General features: G+C 37.7%; 15 protein-coding genes and 2 pseudogenes. 12 read left to right on the top strand and 5 right to left on the bottom strand.

Annotated features, from left to right (window positions below):
- Window positions 1–292: 292 nt before the first annotated feature.
- A pseudogene (locus tag EGX73_RS04215) lies at window positions 293–1,131 on the top strand (Cof-type HAD-IIB family hydrolase).
- A 129-nt stretch (window positions 1,132–1,260) separates the two neighbouring features.
- Here EGX73_RS04215 and EGX73_RS04210 read toward each other — a convergent pair.
- The gene (locus EGX73_RS04210; protein WP_060815413.1) at window positions 1,261–1,911 is read right to left on the bottom strand and encodes an SDR family oxidoreductase; all 651 of its coding nucleotides are present in this window, start codon (window positions 1,909–1,911) and stop codon (window positions 1,261–1,263) included.
- A gap of 496 nt (window positions 1,912–2,407) precedes the next feature.
- Here EGX73_RS04210 and EGX73_RS04205 point away from each other — a divergent pair, with 496 nt between their 5' ends.
- The 3 genes and pseudogenes from EGX73_RS04205 to EGX73_RS04195 form a co-directional block, all read left to right on the top strand.
- Complete coding sequence (locus tag EGX73_RS04205; RefSeq protein WP_003127927.1) at window positions 2,408–2,890, top strand: hypothetical protein; 483 nt, start codon at window positions 2,408–2,410, stop codon at window positions 2,888–2,890.
- Between the two features lie 180 nt (window positions 2,891–3,070).
- Window positions 3,071–4,273 carry an acyltransferase gene (locus EGX73_RS04200; RefSeq protein WP_021150649.1) on the top strand — a complete coding sequence of 401 codons (1,203 nt, stop codon included), beginning with the start codon at window positions 3,071–3,073 and terminating at the stop codon, window positions 4,271–4,273.
- Between the two features lie 448 nt (window positions 4,274–4,721).
- Window positions 4,722–5,513 (top strand): annotated as a pseudogene (locus tag EGX73_RS04195) (DUF2264 domain-containing protein); the annotation flags it as partial.
- A 347-nt stretch (window positions 5,514–5,860) separates the two neighbouring features.
- Here EGX73_RS04195 and EGX73_RS04190 read toward each other — a convergent pair.
- From EGX73_RS04190 to EGX73_RS04175, 4 genes are all read right to left on the bottom strand, one after another.
- Entirely contained in the window at window positions 5,861–7,063 is a 1,203-nt protein-coding gene (locus EGX73_RS04190; RefSeq protein ID WP_076026824.1) for a site-specific integrase, read from the bottom strand.
- 2 nt (window positions 7,064–7,065) lie between these two features.
- A complete protein-coding gene (locus tag EGX73_RS04185; RefSeq protein WP_002351139.1) occupies window positions 7,066–7,260 on the bottom strand; it encodes a DUF3173 domain-containing protein in 195 nt (64 codons plus the stop codon).
- Window positions 7,261–7,903: 643 nt separating this feature from the next.
- Window positions 7,904–8,155: a hypothetical protein gene (locus EGX73_RS16165; protein ID WP_250392000.1), complete on the bottom strand. Its 252-nt coding sequence runs from the start codon at window positions 8,153–8,155 to the stop codon at window positions 7,904–7,906.
- 204 nt (window positions 8,156–8,359) lie between these two features.
- Complete coding sequence (locus EGX73_RS04175; protein WP_002351133.1) at window positions 8,360–8,710, bottom strand: hypothetical protein; 351 nt, start codon at window positions 8,708–8,710, stop codon at window positions 8,360–8,362.
- 177 nt (window positions 8,711–8,887) lie between these two features.
- Between EGX73_RS04175 and EGX73_RS16160 the strand changes: the two genes are divergently transcribed.
- The 8 genes from EGX73_RS16160 (at window position 8,888) to EGX73_RS04140 (ending at window position 17,495) form a co-directional block, all read left to right on the top strand.
- Window positions 8,888–9,436, top strand: a complete 549-nt coding sequence (locus tag EGX73_RS16160) for a helix-turn-helix domain-containing protein (protein ID WP_214280677.1) — start codon at window positions 8,888–8,890, stop codon at window positions 9,434–9,436.
- Complete coding sequence (locus EGX73_RS04170; RefSeq protein ID WP_214280678.1) at window positions 9,433–9,750, top strand: hypothetical protein; 318 nt, start codon at window positions 9,433–9,435, stop codon at window positions 9,748–9,750. Before EGX73_RS16160 ends, EGX73_RS04170 begins: the two co-directional genes overlap by 4 nt.
- A gap of 642 nt (window positions 9,751–10,392) precedes the next feature.
- Window positions 10,393–11,364, top strand: coding sequence for a sugar ABC transporter permease (locus EGX73_RS04165; RefSeq protein ID WP_123866749.1), 972 nt, complete (start codon window positions 10,393–10,395; stop codon window positions 11,362–11,364).
- Window positions 11,365–11,379: 15 nt separating this feature from the next.
- The gene (locus tag EGX73_RS04160; RefSeq protein WP_002351130.1) at window positions 11,380–12,264 is read left to right on the top strand and encodes a carbohydrate ABC transporter permease; all 885 of its coding nucleotides are present in this window, start codon (window positions 11,380–11,382) and stop codon (window positions 12,262–12,264) included.
- Between the two features lie 48 nt (window positions 12,265–12,312).
- Window positions 12,313–13,920 (top strand): ABC transporter substrate-binding protein, encoded by a 1,608-nt coding sequence (locus EGX73_RS04155; protein WP_043951840.1) that lies wholly within the window; start codon window positions 12,313–12,315, stop codon window positions 13,918–13,920.
- Window positions 13,921–15,405, top strand: coding sequence for a glycoside hydrolase family 32 protein (locus tag EGX73_RS04150; RefSeq protein WP_123866748.1), 1,485 nt, complete (start codon window positions 13,921–13,923; stop codon window positions 15,403–15,405).
- A gap of 176 nt (window positions 15,406–15,581) precedes the next feature.
- Window positions 15,582–16,574 carry a LacI family DNA-binding transcriptional regulator gene (locus EGX73_RS04145; protein WP_015510589.1) on the top strand — a complete coding sequence of 331 codons (993 nt, stop codon included), beginning with the start codon at window positions 15,582–15,584 and terminating at the stop codon, window positions 16,572–16,574.
- A gap of 51 nt (window positions 16,575–16,625) precedes the next feature.
- Window positions 16,626–17,495 carry an ROK family protein gene (locus tag EGX73_RS04140; protein ID WP_123866747.1) on the top strand — a complete coding sequence of 290 codons (870 nt, stop codon included), beginning with the start codon at window positions 16,626–16,628 and terminating at the stop codon, window positions 17,493–17,495.
- Window positions 17,496–17,558 lie beyond the last annotated feature (63 nt).

The following is a 17,558-nucleotide window of genomic DNA, read 5'->3' as shown; positions in this document are numbered from 1 at the left end:
AATCGCAGATAGCGCAAAAATAGATTTCCAGCAGGATACTGATTAAAGTCATCGGTTACAAGAGTCTTTCATAATCAATATCTTGATGATATCCATCGTTTTAGTTCATTCTCCTCTTTTTTTGAACTGGCTAGTTAGAGCAATGCTCTAACTATTAGGACATTTGTTTGAGCGAAGTCAAGGCATATGAATAAATTCGCTGTTGTAGAGATAACAACCTATGTGCGAAAGGTATTGGTCAACTCCTAAGTTAAAACGTATAATAAAGAAAAACAATATAGGAGCGTATATCATGAATTTAATAGGAATTGATTTGGATGGAACACTACTAAACTCGGAGCAAAAGATCAGTCATAAAAATGCCGCTTCTTTAAAGTCGCTTTCCAGTGATTGATTCCCTTTATTTGTTCGGGTCGAGAAGTAGGAGATATTCAGGCGATCCTCAAAGAAGCTGATTTAGCGATCCCGGCGGTCGGATTGAATGGTGCCATTGGGTACGATCAAGACAAGCTGTTTTTTGATTTTCCATTTGATCCCCAAGCTGTAAAAGAAGTGAGCCAGATCGTTTCAGCGTTTCCAACAAAAATATATACCAATCAAGGCAGCTATGAATCGCAAAACTATCAAGAAGAGATGAAAAACATTTTCTATGCGATTGGTCAAGAATTTCCTGTAGAAGAACTGAATTATGAACTTGATTATGAAAATACCATTCAGTCGACAGCTTACGATGCGATTGAAGAAATCATCAATCAAAAAAATATTAATGTTTATAAACTGTTTGTTTTCGTCCCTAATCGTGAGATAAAAAAAGAGCTATTTCCGCAGATAGAAAATATACCAAATGTCTCTGTTACTGAATCAGCGGCCGTCAATCTTGAAATCGTTCCTCGCTCCGTATCCAAGGGCTTTGTTTTTGATCATCTTAGCCGCATTTATGAATTAGACCAGCCAACAAAATTCGCTATTGGAGATAGTTTAAATGACTTAGAAATGTTTAAGAACGCGGATATAAGTTTTGCCATGGCAAACGGTCATCCAGCAATCAAAGAATTAGCAGATCATGTGACCGTTTCAAATGACGAAGATGGTGTTTCGCAAGCGTTAGCAATGATTAAAGGTACAAGATAAGCATGCTGTTTGGAGAAGGCACAGCCTGCATTTCGCCCTAAAAGTCCCTGCCACTATGTTGTCGCTTGAGAGACAACATAGTGGCAGGGTCTGCTTGTTAACGAAAGGGGACTATTTCATCAGATGGTTTTATAATTCGTGAATGGCCTCAGCAATTGGTGTTTCTCCGCTGATGACTTCAAATTCTTTGCCAATACTGTTTTCATTTTCCAAAACAGCGATCAATGTGGCAGCAACATCTGCCCGCGGAATCGAGCCGAACTCGTTGCGTTTGCCTGCTTTGACGTTGCCTGTTCCCGGATCGTCTGTCAAACCGCCGGGATGGACGATGGTCCAGTCCAAGTCGGTGCGGCTTCTCAACCATTCATCCGCATAATATTTGGCGATCGTGTAAGGCTGCAAACTATTTTGTTTCAACAGTTCTTCCCGATCATTTCTGAAAGTGCTGACCATGACGAAACGTTTGACGCCCGCTTTCTTTGCCGCTTCCATGGCTTTGACGGCACCATCTAGATCGACTGCTATCGTTTTTTCTAGTCCTTTGCCGCCGGCACCAGCACTGAAAACAATAGCGTCAACTTCGTTTGCTGCTTCTGCGATCGTTTCAATCGAGCTGGAAGCCAAATCCAGTAGTACCGTCTCGATCCCTTTCTCTTCAAAGAAAGGAACTTGTTCAGGATTTCGGATCAAGGCTTTTTCCTTGATCTGTGGATGATTCTTCAGTTGCTCGGCGAAATGCTGACCGACTTTGCCATATGCACCAATAAATAAGACTTTCATAGAGATTCTCCTTTTCAGAAAAGGGGATGACTGTAAGTATTTTAATAAACGGAAGATCTGAATACTAAGAGACAGGCTTCTGTGATCTCATAGATTCTGATCACAGCTTTATGAAAAGTATTCGACCGCTCCTCCAACTCAGATCATTTCGTTGGATGTTTACTTAGGTCATAGCCCTTTGTTATTGGTTTTCTCTTCAGAGATTGAAGGGAATTTTTTTAGCTAAACTTATATCGATAGATGATTGATCAAAAATCTTTCTAGATTAAGCATAGCATCCCTCCTACTATTCGACAAACAATGACAACTAGTTCTTTGTCCTCCAAAACAATAATGACTGACTATCCAGTTGCCTGTACCAACTAGTACTGGCTAAACCATTTCCTTAAGCTAGCTAGTGACCTGTCATTCCTCTTTAGTGTTATAATCAAGCCATCAAATAATCATTATTTAGCTAGTATTGGTGATTGATCAAATAAACGTAAGGAGAAAAGAAATGGCTTACGAAGTGGATTTTAAAAATGTAGTGACGGATGGATTAGAGAGCTCTCCTGTTGCAGAAAAATTAGCCGGTCTGCGGGCAAATGAAGCGCGTTACTTTTGGAACAAATACAAATATGTGTATACCACCTATCCAGCTGCTGAAAAGCCTGATTTGGTGGCACTGATCAAGCAGATCTTAAAAGAAGAACGGGATCTAGTTTTTGAATCACCCATTCTTGAAGTAGCACTTTACGAAGATGACGATCTTTTTTGGCCTGAATTCTATTATGAGAGTGGCATGGTCCTTAATTTACTCTATGAAAAACATGGAACCAGTGAAGGAAAGCCTCCGAAACGTGCAGTTGGTATCAAACTGTCGGAAGGGATGCCGGTTCCTGCTGAGCTAGAAGGGAAATTTAAATTCGCTCGTCAGCGTTCGAAACTTGCTGGCGAGATTCGCGGCTCATTTTTTGTTGTAAAGCAAGAATGGCTGTAAACTGTTGAAAGGCGTTAAAACCTGCTGCATTCTTTTTTTGAAGGATGTAATGTGTTTTAACGTCTTTTCTTTGCTTATCTTCCAGTGTAGAAGTTCAGACTTATGGTGGACAATATTTTTTCTCTGCTGTGATATATTTAGGCTGAAAAAATAAGTGGCTACCAGTTTATGGAGGATAGGATGGGAAAAAGAGTGAGTTATCCAGCATTGGATAGAATGAAATATGCAGGGGCTATCATGGTTATTATGATTCATTGTGATACCCTTATTCCTCAAGCGGAGACCAATTTTTTTATCAAAAATATTATTTGTCGTATTGCGGTGCCTTTCTTTTTTGTTAGCAGTTCATTTTTCATCCGTAAGGGGATGCAGATGAGACCGGAATATTTAAAAGAATATTTCCTGCATTTAATCAACTCTTACGTCGTATGGAGCATTCTTTTCCTTCCGATGGGGCTAGACTGGATTCATCAAAATCAAGAAGTGCCAATAGAACTACTTCCTGCGGCTTTGTTTGTTGGATTTGTCCATATCGGCACCTATTATCATTTATGGTACATCCCTGCATTTATCCTTTCGGTCATTTTTATAGTAAATTTGTTGAAACGTTTTTCGTATCAAAAAGTGTTTGTCATTTCACTAGTTCTTTATTTATTTGGAAGTTTGGAGACCTACTATGGTCTTCTACCATCTGGTTGGTTTAAAGATTTTTTTGATCTGGTTATTAGGCTAACATTTACGACTAGAAATGGTCTGTTCTTTGGCATGATTTTCACGCTTATTGGCTTTTTCATCTATGATCATCAGGAAAAGCTATCCCGAATGGGAAAACATAGTTCTAGTTTTCTTTTGTTATTTGGAAGTTTGTTCGTGTTGGAAGGTCTGTTCCTTTCTCACATTCACAGATTGGACATGAATTTTATCTTGATGCTTGTGCCGTTGAGTTTTTTCTTATTTCTTTGGCTGCTCTCAAAAAATCCAACGCAGAACTCCTGCTTAAAAAAATTACGAGAACTGTCACAATATTATTATTTTATCCATCCTATTTGCATTGTTCTGGTGGAAGAGACTGGTAAAGCATTGAAGCTAAGCATGCTCTCTTCCGGAATATTGAGCTTCCTAACCATTCTATTCCTAACCCATGTATTTGCTAAGGTCATTATCCACATTCGCAGCAAACCGTTAAGACCTGCTTTGTTGTTAAAAACTCTGTTTGCCAGTATCGGACTAACCCTTATTTTAGCTGGATCCTTGTATCAGTTCAAAGTGAGCAGCGCTGTGATTAAGTTTGAATTCGTTCCCTGTATATGGGTCATTTCTAGTTTCTTTTCACTCTTCTTTTTTATGAATTGGCGAATGGTTCTTCCTGCAGTCAAGAACTAAGGGTGTTGTCTTGTCTGCTCCTCGGATCATTCCTTATTGAGAGAAAGAGCCGACAGGAGAAACTTTATGAGCTATTTAGCAGATACAGCTTGATGGGGTATTACTTAGTCTCACGCCCGAGAGTAAGTTGTCTGCAGCTTTTTGAAAGCCAACTTTTTATTCAAGCGCCAAAACATGTGTCGGTCTTTTTTTTAGAAAAAAATTATGAAAAAAAATTCGAGAAATCTGGGAATCTATCATAGACTTTTCATATTTGACAGGTTAACTTTTTCGGACTGCGACTCCTCTTTTGAGATAGAATCACGGGTCATTCTTTTGTTAATAGGTTAAGTGAGAAATACGAGAGAAAAATCTCTCATTTTTATCACTGCTTCATAGAATGAGAACGGTTGAAAAAGCCCGGTTTGCTTGCTATTCTATTTTGTAAATCGATAGAGGAGGGCTGACAATGACGTCGTTACAAGAGAATCCTTTTTTGACTCGTCAGGATTACCAAGCGGCACTTGAACAAATCATGCAACCGTTGCGGGCAGCTATTTTGTCCACTGATCGTCCAGGATTGAATTTAGGTAGCAGCGGTGCTGTATATGATCAGAAGCGTGCAGAGATGGAAGCGCTTGTACGTCCGCTATGGGGGATCGCACCTTATTGGACAGCATGCCAAGATGATCCGTTGCGAGATGCCTATGTTGCTAAATTAATGACAGGAACCGACCCTGGCAGCGAAAATTATTGGGGAGAGATCACGGACTATGACCAATATATTGTTGAAGCAGCGGCATTGGCATTAACACTTTTACTACATAAAGAATATGTTTGGGAGCAATTGCCTGAAAGGAATCAACAAGCACTGAAAAAGTGGTTGTCACACGCATTAACCTGTAAGATTCCCAAAAACAATTGGACATTCTTTAAAGTGTTGATCCGGGTGGCATTGTATCAGTGTGGGGATCCATTGGCAAAAAACGAACTTACACAAGAATTAGCGTTGATCGATTCGATGTATATTGGTGATGGATGGTACGTAGATGGAAAAGTAACGCAACGCGATTATTATGTTGCTTTTGCCTTTCATTATTACGGTTTGATCTATGCTACTTTTATGAAAGAAGAAGATCCAGAATGGTCAGAGCGATTTATTGAGCGGGCTACTTTATTTGCGCAAGATTTTATTTACTACTTTGATGAAGATGGTGAAGCTTTGCCTTATGGGCGGAGTCAGATTTATCGTTTTGCTCAAAAGAACCCTCCTTTCTTCTGAAAATTGCTAAAAAACATATTAGCTCTTTTGATTTTCTTTCATTTTATTAAGAATAGTATACAAAATTAATTTTTATTTAAAAAGCAGAAGTTGAACATGTAAAGTAATACGACTAATCTCAGACGATGATATGATAACTGTTTCTCTATAGTATCTTTTCTTCAGTAAAAGAACTTCAAAAGCAAAAAAGAACCGTGAATCCCTTTAGTATCAAAGGATTCACGGTTTCTTTTATTATTCCCACTCAATATGAGTAGCCTCGTAAAGAAGCTATTATATCAGTGCTTTTTCAGCCTATTCCTCATTTTGGTAGGGAAATGGTAGGGTTAGATTTTTACTGCTTGATTTCCATTAAAGTTTGCAACTTTAGATTTTGTTGCACAGGTAAATTTAATGTTTCCTGTCATTTGTTCTGCAATTCCTTCATCATTACGGCTCCATAGATGAGCGTAGTGCTTTAAAGTGATTTCAGGGCTAGAATGGCCTAACCGTTGCGACACGACCAGAATGTCTGCGTTAAACTCATTGATTAGGTAGCTAACATGAGAATGACGTAATCCTTTTCCTTGTATTAGGGGTACCTTAGCTAGTTTGGCATAACGCTGAATAATTCGTTGAACAGTTGAACGATAGAGTGGGAGGTCAGTGTAGCTAAGAATAAATTGTTCTACACCATGATTTTTTTGAATAACTTTCCACTTTTTTAGCACTTCAATTGTATCATCGTCCAGAGAAATGATCCGCAAGCCGCTTTCAGTTTTTGTGTAAGGTTTCCGAATAAAATCTTTTTGATTTGTCATTTCCAAGGTGTGATGAACCCTCAACTTTTTACGTTTGAAGTCCACGTCATTCCAATTAAGTGCTAATCCTTCGCTTACACGAACACCAGTCATGTAATATAGCCAAATCATTACAAAACACATATGTTCGTAGAAATCATCTTTATAAATTTTTGCCAAAACTTCTTCAAATTCTTCTTTTGTCCAGTAAGGAACGATTGATTTTCCTTTTGGAATTGCTTTTGTTCTTTTGGAAATATTCTCATTCAGAAATTGCAGGGTGACCGCATAGTCTAATGATTTACGAAACATACCGTACATAAGTGAACTGTATGCTTGTGAGTATCCGCTATCGTTCAATAACCAAATTCGATAATTTTCACAATCTCGCACATTGATTTCACGAAGCTTCTTATCACCGAAAAATTCAGTAATCTGAATCAATCCACACTCACGAGAACTCCAAGTACTTTTTTGTACGCTAGCTTTGTAGTGTGGAACGTAAGACTGCTCCATAAATTCTTTGTAAGTTAAATCATAATTCGCAAATCCATTTACAACCATGTATTCATTTTTTATACGCATGACTTCTTTGTGTGCTTCACGAGCTGATGAGAATCGTTTTCCTAGAGAATCTTTTGTTCCTTTCTTCTGGATCCTCTTTCCAGTCACTTGATCTGTTCCTAACTCAACTAGATAAGAAAAGCGACCATTTTTATCTTGATACACACAAGGGTATTTTGTTTTCATAGTTATTCCTCCTGTGAAAGAGGAACACCTATAATTTCTTCAATTACTTGTCTGGGTACAACCCCAACTCTTTTATTATTATAGTATGGATATCCCTGATTTACCATTCTTGTTTTTGCTTGTCGGATTATTGTGGTAGCTTGATGTGTTTTAAATCCTAGAGCCTCTAAATCTTTTCGACAAATTGTATTTTTCATTGTATAAACTCACTTTCAAAGAAAACACTATCATTGGGTAATAGTGTTATTTCTTTATTTTTGTATAATGAACGGTACTTTCTTGAAAATCCATCACTTGTTCAGGACTTCCCAACTCATTTAAAGCTAAAGCATTGTAAAAAAATGGACGTCTAACTATATATTCGCTTGTATATAGTACATCTTGATTCGTGGAATCATAGGGTTTCTTTACCATCTTTTTGGTGACAGTTGGTAGTTTGAGATTCCGGGACTTGAAAAAAGCTTTTTTCTTATGCTCTTTCAATTCCAGCTCTTTATCGAAATATTTGCTGATATAGCGCCCGCGATTTTCGATACTGTCTACATCGATCTTGTTGATCTTAACGAAACCCTGACCCCAAATCGTAGTTAACCGGTTAAATGAGATAAAGGGGAAATCAAACAAGATAATATGGTAGTGGATTGCACCGCGTTGCTGCTTTTCCCACGTGGCGAGATACTTTAAATTTGCTTTTTTAGTTTTATAGAGGTCATAATTCAGTCGTTTGAGAAATTTTTTAAATTCATTATTTGCATACTCAATGTCTTGAATGTTTTCTTTGAAAGTGAGAGTTAAAAATTTCGTTTGATTGTCAAAATTCGTGTCTACAAGGCGGGCAATCTAAAATCGCATACTTTGATAATGTTTCTGTTTGCGTTTTAAACTGTCATATTGTCCTTGAGCGGATAATTCATCATAGTTTTTTCTTTTTTCAAGAGTAATATCATTTTCATAAATCCAAGCTAATTTTTGTTTTCGTTCCAGATTTACTTCGTTTTCGATCGTTTTACGTTTGGGAGTAATGATTGCTTCATAATCATAAATTTCAATATACGTGGGAGTTTCAATGATTTTCTGATTATAAGCTTGCAAAAATCATCACTCCTTGTTGCGTATTCGATTGTCAAAGAACCAGTCATTTTCTCCTGATGTTGTTCTATAAATCAAGTTAAGGGGGAAGGCCTGCGTGGAAGCCCTTCTAGCCTATGGGGTGTTGGGCGGTCTTAACGGACAGAAACGGCTCTGTGGGCGCTGCCCCGCCGTTTCGTCCTAACCACCCAACACTCCATAGTATAGTTAGTTTTGTGTAGTGGTACCTTGTTTTCTGGGAATCAAAGTTGCCGTATCAGCGGTTGCCGATAACCCATAACTGACAAATTGTCCATTCGAGCGTCCCCAAGGTACAATCACCAAATTGGTAAATGTAATTATGGCTAAACCTTGTTGGGGAAGTTCTTCCGGCGTGATCACAGGATGTTCAGATTTGACTTTGACACTGATTTTTTCGTAGCGAAGTTTTGGTAGGATACATTCGTAGCTCCAACCTAGAATTTCGCCCTCCTTTTGCCAGCGAGTGACATTGACGACTTGGTATTCTTTTTCGAGTGTTTCTTTTGGTAAACTGAGATCGGTAATTTTTATTGGCATCACAATTCTCCTTTTTTATACGAAAGTTTATACGATTTGATTAAAAAATATAGATGACCATCTACGACTTGTATTATATACGAGAACTTATACGTAGTCAAGAGATTTTCTAAAAAAATATATACGATTTTTTATACGAGTGTTATAATGAAAAAAATGATAAGGAGGAATTTGAATATGTTTGGTTTAGTACAACCTAATAAAGTGAAGGTGGGCCAACGAATCAAAGAAATAAAAGACGGAATGTCTCTCTCTTTTACAGAATTAGGGAATCGATTAGGTTTAAAAAAGCCGACGATCAGTTCCTACGTTCAAGGCTATGCGTTGGCTCCTAAGAGTGTGATCAACCAATTATCTAGTATCAGCGGAAAACCTGTCGGCTGGTTTTATTTTGGGCATGTGGAAGAATATATCCGAGAGTATTTGTTTCTCATTGGTCAGAAACAAATAGTGGACGATTATCCTGAAATCATTGAGAAAATAAAGCAAGAATTTTATACGGGCGAGTTCAAAAATCCTGCTTGGGAGAATGAGCTAGGCTATCCTTTGGAGGAATTTATCCAAGAATGTTTTGTAGAATATTCGAGTGAAATCATGAAGGACTATGTCGTACAGATTACGAAAGAGGTACTTGAAGAATCCAAAACGCTAAACAAACTATCATCAAAAGCAAAAGAAGAAGCTGGCACGATTCTTTCATCTGGATCATTGACTATATCGAGATGAGTGGTGAGATCAAGTATGGAGAGAAAGATCGCATTGCGAAAATGGTGAAAGAATCAATAAAAACCTTTGATGTGAAACAAGACCTGACATTTAATGATTCCTATTTGATTGGAAAGTTGATCAATATTCTTGGTACAGATGAAGATACGGAGCTGTTTCTTTCTTCTTTATCAATGATATTTACTGATAAGCATTTTTCCACTCGATTTGGTGGGGAAGAATTAGTCGAAATATTTCAATCGATGCGACCAGCGTTAATCAAACTCTATCGGGAGAAAACACCAGATGAATTTTATGATTGGTTTGAGAAGTAAAATAAGAAAAGTGGCTTAGATTACAAGTTGGTGAAAAAATTTTTTTCAGCGTAACATCAGTAATCTATAAAGGGGTTGTTGATTATACTGTAGAAGTTAAGTACTCAAGAGATTTTTTGTACGTAAACAAAGCAAAAAAGGGTGCAGTTTCACTAGAAAATGTACTCTTTTTTGTGATTTTTCTTAGTTATAGAGTTTTTTTGAAACTTTAAAAATGAGAAAACATATTGATTTTAAAGAGTGTAGACATAGCTTCTTTTGCTAAATAGATTAAACTTACTGGTGAGTGGTCTTGAACATACTTTTAAATCACATTTTACTGAGTTTTATTGGATTTTATAATTCATTGGAAACCTCGTACTTAATCTGTTTTTATCTATCGACTAGAATCTGTATATATTCTAGCTATCAATGAGGCCGCAGAAAAGGGTGCTTAAAAATAATCTGTTGTTTAAAATATTTTTATCAGAATACTTAGATACAAAATTCTGACACAAAGTAAAAAAAATATTGACTTAAAAAAATTACTGTGGTAATCTATAAACGAAAATAATGGAAACGTTTCCGAAAAACGTCTTTGTTGGATTTTTATTTTTTAAACAAAAATGGAAACGTTTCTAAAATTGTTGGGAGGAGATTGAATTGGAAAAGACATTGGGACCAGGTGGTGAGATAAGGGCAGAACAACGGGATAACAAAAACATCTCGAAGTGGAAAAAATTAAAGAAACAGTTGCGGCGTGATAAGTGGATGTACTTGTTGCTCTTACCAGGTATCATCATGACGTTTATCTTTAAGTATGTACCAATGTACGGTGCTGTGATTGCATTTAAAGACTATAATCCTATGCTAGGAATTTTGGAAAGTCCTTGGGTAGGACTAGATCACTTTAGGGAATTTATCAGTTCACCAAATTTTACGCTTTTGCTGAGCAACACATTAAAAATTAGCATTTATGGTTTATTGTTAGGTTTTTTTCCACCAATTATTTTAGCACTGAGTTTGAATCAAATTATCAATAAAAAAATAAAACAGAAAATCCAGTTGATTCTATATGCGCCGAATTTTATCTCAGTAGTTATTATCGTGGGGATGCTGTTTTTGTTCCTATCCGCAAATGGACCTATTAATGGGTTAGTAGAAAAGGTTACGGGGCAACCAATTATGTTCATGTCTAATCCAGCTTATTTCAGAACGATTTATATTTTATCGGGAATTTGGCAAGGAATCGGCTGGTCATCCATTCTTTACACCGCGACGCTGGCGGGAGTCAGTACCGATTTATATGAGGCAGCAAATATCGATGGGGCAAATATTTTACAAAAGATTTGGCATATCGATTTGCCTGCATTGAAGCCTGTGATGGTGATCAGCTTCATCTTGGCCGCCGGCGGTATTATGAATGTAGGATATGAAAAAGCCTACTTGATGCAAACTTCAATGAACATCCCTGCCTCAGAAATCATTTCCACTTATGTATACAAAGTCGGCTTGCAATCAGGTGATTATGCCTACTCTGCTGCTGTTGGTCTGTTCAATATGATTATTAATGTCGTTTTATTACTGATTGTCAACAATATAACCAAGCGGCTAAACGATGGTCAAGGCTTGTAATGAAAGGAGAAAATTATGAATAGTGCTTTATCAAAAATCGACCGTCAAATCTTATGGTTGAATCGAGTGATTGTAACTTTTTTAGTCGTCATCACCATTGTTCCGCTGATTTATGTACTGGTAGCTTCTTTTATGGACCCAGCTACTTTGATCAATAAAGGTATAAGCTTCAATCCGAAAGATTGGACAACACAAGGATATCAGCGGGTACTTGCAGATGACTCCATTTTACGCGGTTTTATAAATTCGTTGTTTTACTCTTTTAGCTTCAGCTTATTGACTGTATTTATTACGATGATCACTGCGTATCCTTTGTCTCGACCTAACTTGGCTGGGAAAAAGATTATTATGACTTTTTTTGTCATTACAATGTTCGTTGGTGGCGGCTTGATACCTACCTATTTATTGGTAAAGAACTTGGGCATGTTAGATAGTGTATGGGCGATTATCGTACCAGGTGCTATAAATGTGTGGAATATTATCTTAGCCCGTACCTATTTTAGTGCTTTACCCAAAGAACTTTCTGAAGCTGCTACTATCGATGGGGCCAATGATTTGCAAATACTGTTCAAAGTCATGCTTCCATTAGCTAAACCAATTATGTTCGTGTTGTTTCTATATGCCTTTGTTGGACAATGGAATTCATACTTTGACGCCATGATCTATATCAAAGATCCCGACTTACAGCCGTTGCAACTCGTATTAAGAAATATTTTGATCCAAAACCAACCCTCACAAGACATGGTGGGAGCCAATACAGCCATGGCAGAAATGAAACAAATTGCTGAGTTGATCAAATACGCAACGATCGTCATTTCTAGTCTGCCATTAATCATAATGTATCCTTTCTTCCAAAAATATTTTGATAAAGGTGTTTTAGTTGGTTCTGTTAAAGGATAAGTATTGTTCACTATTTGTATGAATAAAAATTATAAAGGAGATTTTAAGATGAAAGCAAAATGGATGCTGCCAATCGTTTTTACTTCCGTACTAATTTTGGGGGCTTGTGGAGGCTCAAAAGAAAAGAGTACATCAAGCCCTGATTATGAACTAGAAAATGTCTCTTTTCCATTGAAAGAAAAAGTATCTTTAAAAATGATGTCTCAAAGTGCCCCTTTGGCTCCCAATGATCCTAATGACAAATTGATTTTCCAACGGTTAGAAGAAGAGACCAATCTCCATATTGATTGGACAAACTACAGTAGTGATTTTGTCGAAAAAAGAAATTTAGATATCGCTAGTGGGGACTTACCAGATGCCATCTTCAACGCCGCTGCAAGTGACTATGATTTATTAAACTGGGCGGAAAGTGGCGTTATTGTACCGATTGAAGATTTGATCGAAGATTATATGCCAAATCTGAAGAAAATTTTTGATGAAAATCCCGAATACCGACAAATGTCTACTGCACCTGATGGTCACATTTACTCTCTGCCTTGGATTGAAGAATTAGGGGAAGGAAAAGAGTCGATCCATACAGTGAATGGGATGGCTTGGATCAACAAGGAGTGGTTGGATAATTTGGGTCTTGAAATGCCGCAAACCACCGATCAGTTGATGACTGTGTTGGAGGCTTTCAAGACGCAAGATCCAAATGGTAATGGTGAAGCAGATGAAATTCCTTTTAGCTTTATTAACAATGGAGGAAATGAAGACTTAAAATTTTTAATGGGGGCATTCGGTCTAGGTGATAATGATGACCACTTAGTCGTTGATAACGATGGCCAGGTACAATTTACTGCTAACAAAGAAGGGTATAAAGAAGCCATCAAATATTTCAATGAAATGAATAATAAAGGTCTTATTGATAAAGAGGCTTTCGAACAAGATTGGAATACGTATGTTGCCAAAGGGAAGGAACATAAGTATGGCGTGTATTTTACTTGGGATAAAGCAAATATCACGGGTGCAGATGATAGTTATGACGTCTTGCGAGTCTTAGCGGGACCAGATGGAACGAAACACGTTACTCGTACGAATGGCATGGGTTTCTCAAGAGATCGTTTCGTAATTACTAGTGCGAATAAAAACTTGGAACTTACAGCTAGGTGGATAGATAAAATGTATGAACCGTTACAGTCTGTCCAAAATAACTGGGGAACCTACGGTGATGAAGCACAGGCCAATATTTTTGAATTAAAGGATGGTATGTTAAAACATTTGCCTTTAGAGGGGACAGCACCGGGGGAACTAAGACAAAAAACCGAAGCTGGAGGACCATTAGCAGTTCTTGATTCCTATTACGGCACAATCACTACTATGCCAGATGATGCGAAGTGGCGTTTAGATTTGATGCATGACACGTATTTGCCATATATTACAGAAGACAATATCTATCCACGTGTCTTTTTAGAAAAAGAAGAAACAGATCGATTAGCAAAAATTGAAACAGATATGTGGGATTACATCTATCGCAAAAGAGCAGAGTGGATCACCGGCGGTAAAATCGATGAAGAATGGGAAGAATACCTTGCTGAATTGGAACGTGTAGGTTTGGAAGAATGGATTCAAATAAAACAAACTGGCTATGATAATTTTTTGAAGGGAGCACAATAAGTGTTAGTAGAAGAAACGGCGATTTTGGATAAAGCAAATCGATTTATTGAAGTGATGCGAGGAAAAGTTAACCCTCAGTATCGACAAAACTATCATTTTTCCGCACCCGTCGGGTGGATAAATGACCCCAATGGGTTTATATATTACAAAGGGCATTACCATCTCTTCTATCAATACTATCCTTACGATAGTCGATGGGGGCCTATGCATTGGGGACATGCGCGCAGTAGTGATTTGGTCCATTGGGAAGATCTACCAGTAGCGTTAGCCCCAGATCAACCTTATGATAGTGGCGGGTGTTTCTCAGGAAGTGCAATTGAAAGAGACGGAAAACTATATTTATTTTATACAGGGTGCCAAGAAATTGATGGTATTAGCCATCAGCATCAATGTTTGGCGGTCTCTGAAGACGGTATTCATTTTAGCAAATACAATGGTAATCCTGTGGTAGCAGAAAAACAACTAGGTGAAAATGGGCTGATACAAGAATTTCGTGACCCTAAAGTAATTGTTCACAACGATGTTTACTATATGGTAGTAGCTACTAAATCTACACAGTCTACTGGTAGAATAGTGATGTTTCAATCGTCAGATTTGTATACTTGGCACTTTTACTCTGTGTTGCTAGAAGGGACTTCAGAGCAAGGAATAATGTGGGAATGTCCTGATTTATTCCATTTAGACGGACGAGATGTCTTAATCATGTCACCGATACAAATCAAGAAGAACGGACTGGAATATCATAATATCAGTTCTACCATGGCTTGTATTGGTGAGGTAAACTGGGAAACAGGTCAGATGATAGTTGATAATTTCCATGAAATGGATTTCGGAATGGATTTTTATGCACCACAAACAACAACAGAACCTAATGGTGGACGGGTGATGATTGCTTGGATGCAGATGTGGGATCGTACATTGCCTACACATGAGTTAGGCCATCTTTGGGCAGGCTCTATGAGTTTGCCCCGAGAGTTAAGAGTGAAAAAAAATCGATTGGTACAAAAACCCATCTCAACTATATATAGTCATTTAGTTTATCAACAAGGCAGTGAAAATATCGCAGTGACTGACACATCAGTCGTATTTCGAAACGCACTGTCGGATTCTTCATATTTACATCTAGTCGCAGATTTGGAGAAAGCAGAAGTTTTTACAATTGAATTACTGCGGTCTAAGACGGATTGTCTCAAACTAGCCTATGACACTGCTACACAGGTTTTTGAATTGGATCGTCAGAAACTAGGAAGAGAGCTTACAGGGGCGGAAGAAGACCCTCTGAATGTCCGAAAAGTTGAAGTACCTTTGATTGATAATCAGCTCGTTCTTGAGATTTTTAGAGATACCTCATCAATTGAAGTTTTTATTAATGGGTTAGAAGTTATGACGGCTACTTTCTATGAGCTGGAAAAAGCTCGAGATATCTTGTTTCATTCGATCGGAGAAAGTCGTATTCAAGCTTTTGAAACAGCTAGTGTGAAATAAATGTTTGATTGCTTAGGCGATGAATCAATTATTTAATAGGTTTTGAAGGATAATGTTTTTAGAAAAGAACAGATAGCTAGATTTCCCATGGATTTGCTATTAGTATTTTGAAAAAATTAGTAATTTATGACAAAATTCATTATACTAAACTTGTGCAGAAATGTGAGGGATCAACTATGAAAGCAACAATGAAAGATGTCGCAAAATTAGCAGGTGTCGGAGTAGGAACTGTTTCCCGGGTATTGAATAACGGCTCTGTTAAAGCTTCTACTAGAGAAAAAGTTGAAGCAGCAATGACAGAGTTAAACTATCAACCAGATTTTTATGCCCGGGGGTTAAAGATGAAGCATACGAACACGGTTGCTTTGATTCTACCCACTGTATGGCATCCATTTTTTGGCGAATTTGCCTACCATGTAGAAACAGCATTAGAAAGACAAAACTACAAGCTTTATTTGTGTAACTCCAGTGGGAATAGTGAAAAAGAACAAGAATATATCCAGATGGTCAGCCAAAATAAAGTAGACGGCATCATTGGAATTACTTATTCAGATATCGATGAATACATTTCGAGTAATCTGCCTTTTGTTAGTATTGACCGTTATTTTACTGAAGAAGTGATTTATGTGACCGCTGACAATGCGGCCGGTGGACGTTTGGCTGCAAATGAACTTTATCGCCGAGGATGTCAGAATGTAGCATATATCGGTGGGTACCAAGAAACACCGAATGAAACGAAGAGTCGTCGAAAATATTTTGAGATCGAGTGCCGTCAATTGGGGATTTCCTATAAAGCGTTAGATATGTTAGAACCTTTAGACCATCTCTCAGAACGTGTAACAAATTTTTTGTTAGAGAATCCCGATATCGATGGTATTTTTACGATCAACGATCCAATGGCATTAGCTGTCATTGATATGCTTGAAAAAATAGGGAAAAACGTACCAGAGGATGTCCAAGTTATCGGATTTGATGGTCAAAAGATGACAGAAGGAGATCCTTATCTAGTCTCAACGATTGCCCAACCTACAAAGCAAATGGCGGAAGTGGCAGTGGCAAAATTAATTGCTGTCATTAATGGAGAGACAGTAGAAAAACGTACCGTATTGCCGATTGAATTTGGCGAAGGTGGCACAACGAAACCTTTAGTGAGAAACGATTTTGCTTAGTGCAAATACGTTTCTTTTTTTGAAAATGAGTGAATGAAAGGTGTAGATAAAATGTTATATGGTGGAATAGAAGCTGGTGGAACAAAGTTTGTCTGTGGGATTGGTAATGAACAATTACAAGTGATAGAACGGAAAAGCTTTCCAACCACAACACCAGAAGAAACGATGAAGCAAGTGTTTGATTTCTTTGATAAGTACAAAGGAAATATCGCATCAATTGGTGTAGGAGCATTTGGGCCTATTGATATTCAAATCGAATCAAGAACTTACGGATATATCACCAACACTCCGAAGGTAGCTTGGCAAAATTATCATTTTGTAGGAGCTTTGGAAAACGCCTTGTCGGTTCCCATCTATTGGACTACCGATGTAAATGCTGCTTGTTATGGAGAATATATGGCAGGTTATGGAAAAGGTAAAAATAGTGTTCTGTATTACACCGTTGGTACTGGTGTTGGTGGTGGTGCTGTAGTCGATGGAAAAATAGTCGCAGGTTTCAGTCATCCTGAAATGGGACATATGCTCTTACAACGTCATAATGAAGATCAATTTGAAGGGATCTGTCCTTTTCATCATGATTGTTTGGAAGGGTTAGCCTCAGGACCCGCGATTGAAAAACGGTTTGGAAGAAAAGCCCAAACCATTTCATTTGATCATCCTTATTGGGCGATTGAGGCAGATTATCTTGCTCAGTGTGTGTATAACACAACTTTACTATATGCACCGGAAGTAATAATTTTAGGTGGGGGTGTAATGAAACAGCCACAACTACTCGAGTTGATTCGCCAAGCGTTTAAAGAAAAAATGGGTTCCTACGTGGATACCCCTACTCTCGAAGAATACCTACTAACTCCAATGCTTGCTGACAATGCGGGCTTGATTGGCTGCCTAGCTTTAGCAATAAAGAAACTCAATCATTAGAATAGTATTTATTAGAACTATTCATAACATACCGGAAGTTTAAAAGAGTATTCTGAAACTTAA

The sequence above is a fragment of the Enterococcus sp. FDAARGOS_553 genome, from assembly GCF_003812305.1.
Taxonomy (GTDB): Bacteria; Bacillota; Bacilli; order Lactobacillales; family Enterococcaceae; genus Enterococcus_D; species Enterococcus_D gallinarum.
This window is presented reverse-complemented; position numbering and strand designations above follow the sequence as displayed.

Bases quoted from the DNA above. Each gene is read 5' to 3' on its own strand.
- EGX73_RS04210 (WP_060815413.1), bottom strand. From the start codon at position 1,911: ATGAAAGTCTTATTTATTGGTGCATATGGCAAAGTCGGTCAGCATTTC.
- EGX73_RS04205 (WP_003127927.1), top strand. From the start codon at position 2,408: ATGGCTTACGAAGTGGATTTTAAAAATGTAGTGACGGATGGATTAGAG.
- EGX73_RS04200 (WP_021150649.1), top strand. From the start codon at position 3,071: ATGGGAAAAAGAGTGAGTTATCCAGCATTGGATAGAATGAAATATGCA.
- EGX73_RS04190 (WP_076026824.1), bottom strand. From the start codon at position 7,063: ATGAAAACAAAATACCCTTGTGTGTATCAAGATAAAAATGGTCGCTTT.
- EGX73_RS04185 (WP_002351139.1), bottom strand. From the start codon at position 7,260: ATGAAAAATACAATTTGTCGAAAAGATTTAGAGGCTCTAGGATTTAAA.
- EGX73_RS04175 (WP_002351133.1), bottom strand. From the start codon at position 8,710: ATGCCAATAAAAATTACCGATCTCAGTTTACCAAAAGAAACACTCGAA.
- EGX73_RS16160 (WP_214280677.1), top strand. From the start codon at position 8,888: ATGTTTGGTTTAGTACAACCTAATAAAGTGAAGGTGGGCCAACGAATC.
- EGX73_RS04170 (WP_214280678.1), top strand. From the start codon at position 9,433: ATGAGTGGTGAGATCAAGTATGGAGAGAAAGATCGCATTGCGAAAATG.
- EGX73_RS04160 (WP_002351130.1), top strand. From the start codon at position 11,380: ATGAATAGTGCTTTATCAAAAATCGACCGTCAAATCTTATGGTTGAAT.
- EGX73_RS04155 (WP_043951840.1), top strand. From the start codon at position 12,313: ATGAAAGCAAAATGGATGCTGCCAATCGTTTTTACTTCCGTACTAATT.
- EGX73_RS04145 (WP_015510589.1), top strand. From the start codon at position 15,582: ATGAAAGCAACAATGAAAGATGTCGCAAAATTAGCAGGTGTCGGAGTA.
- EGX73_RS04140 (WP_123866747.1), top strand. From the start codon at position 16,626: ATGTTATATGGTGGAATAGAAGCTGGTGGAACAAAGTTTGTCTGTGGG.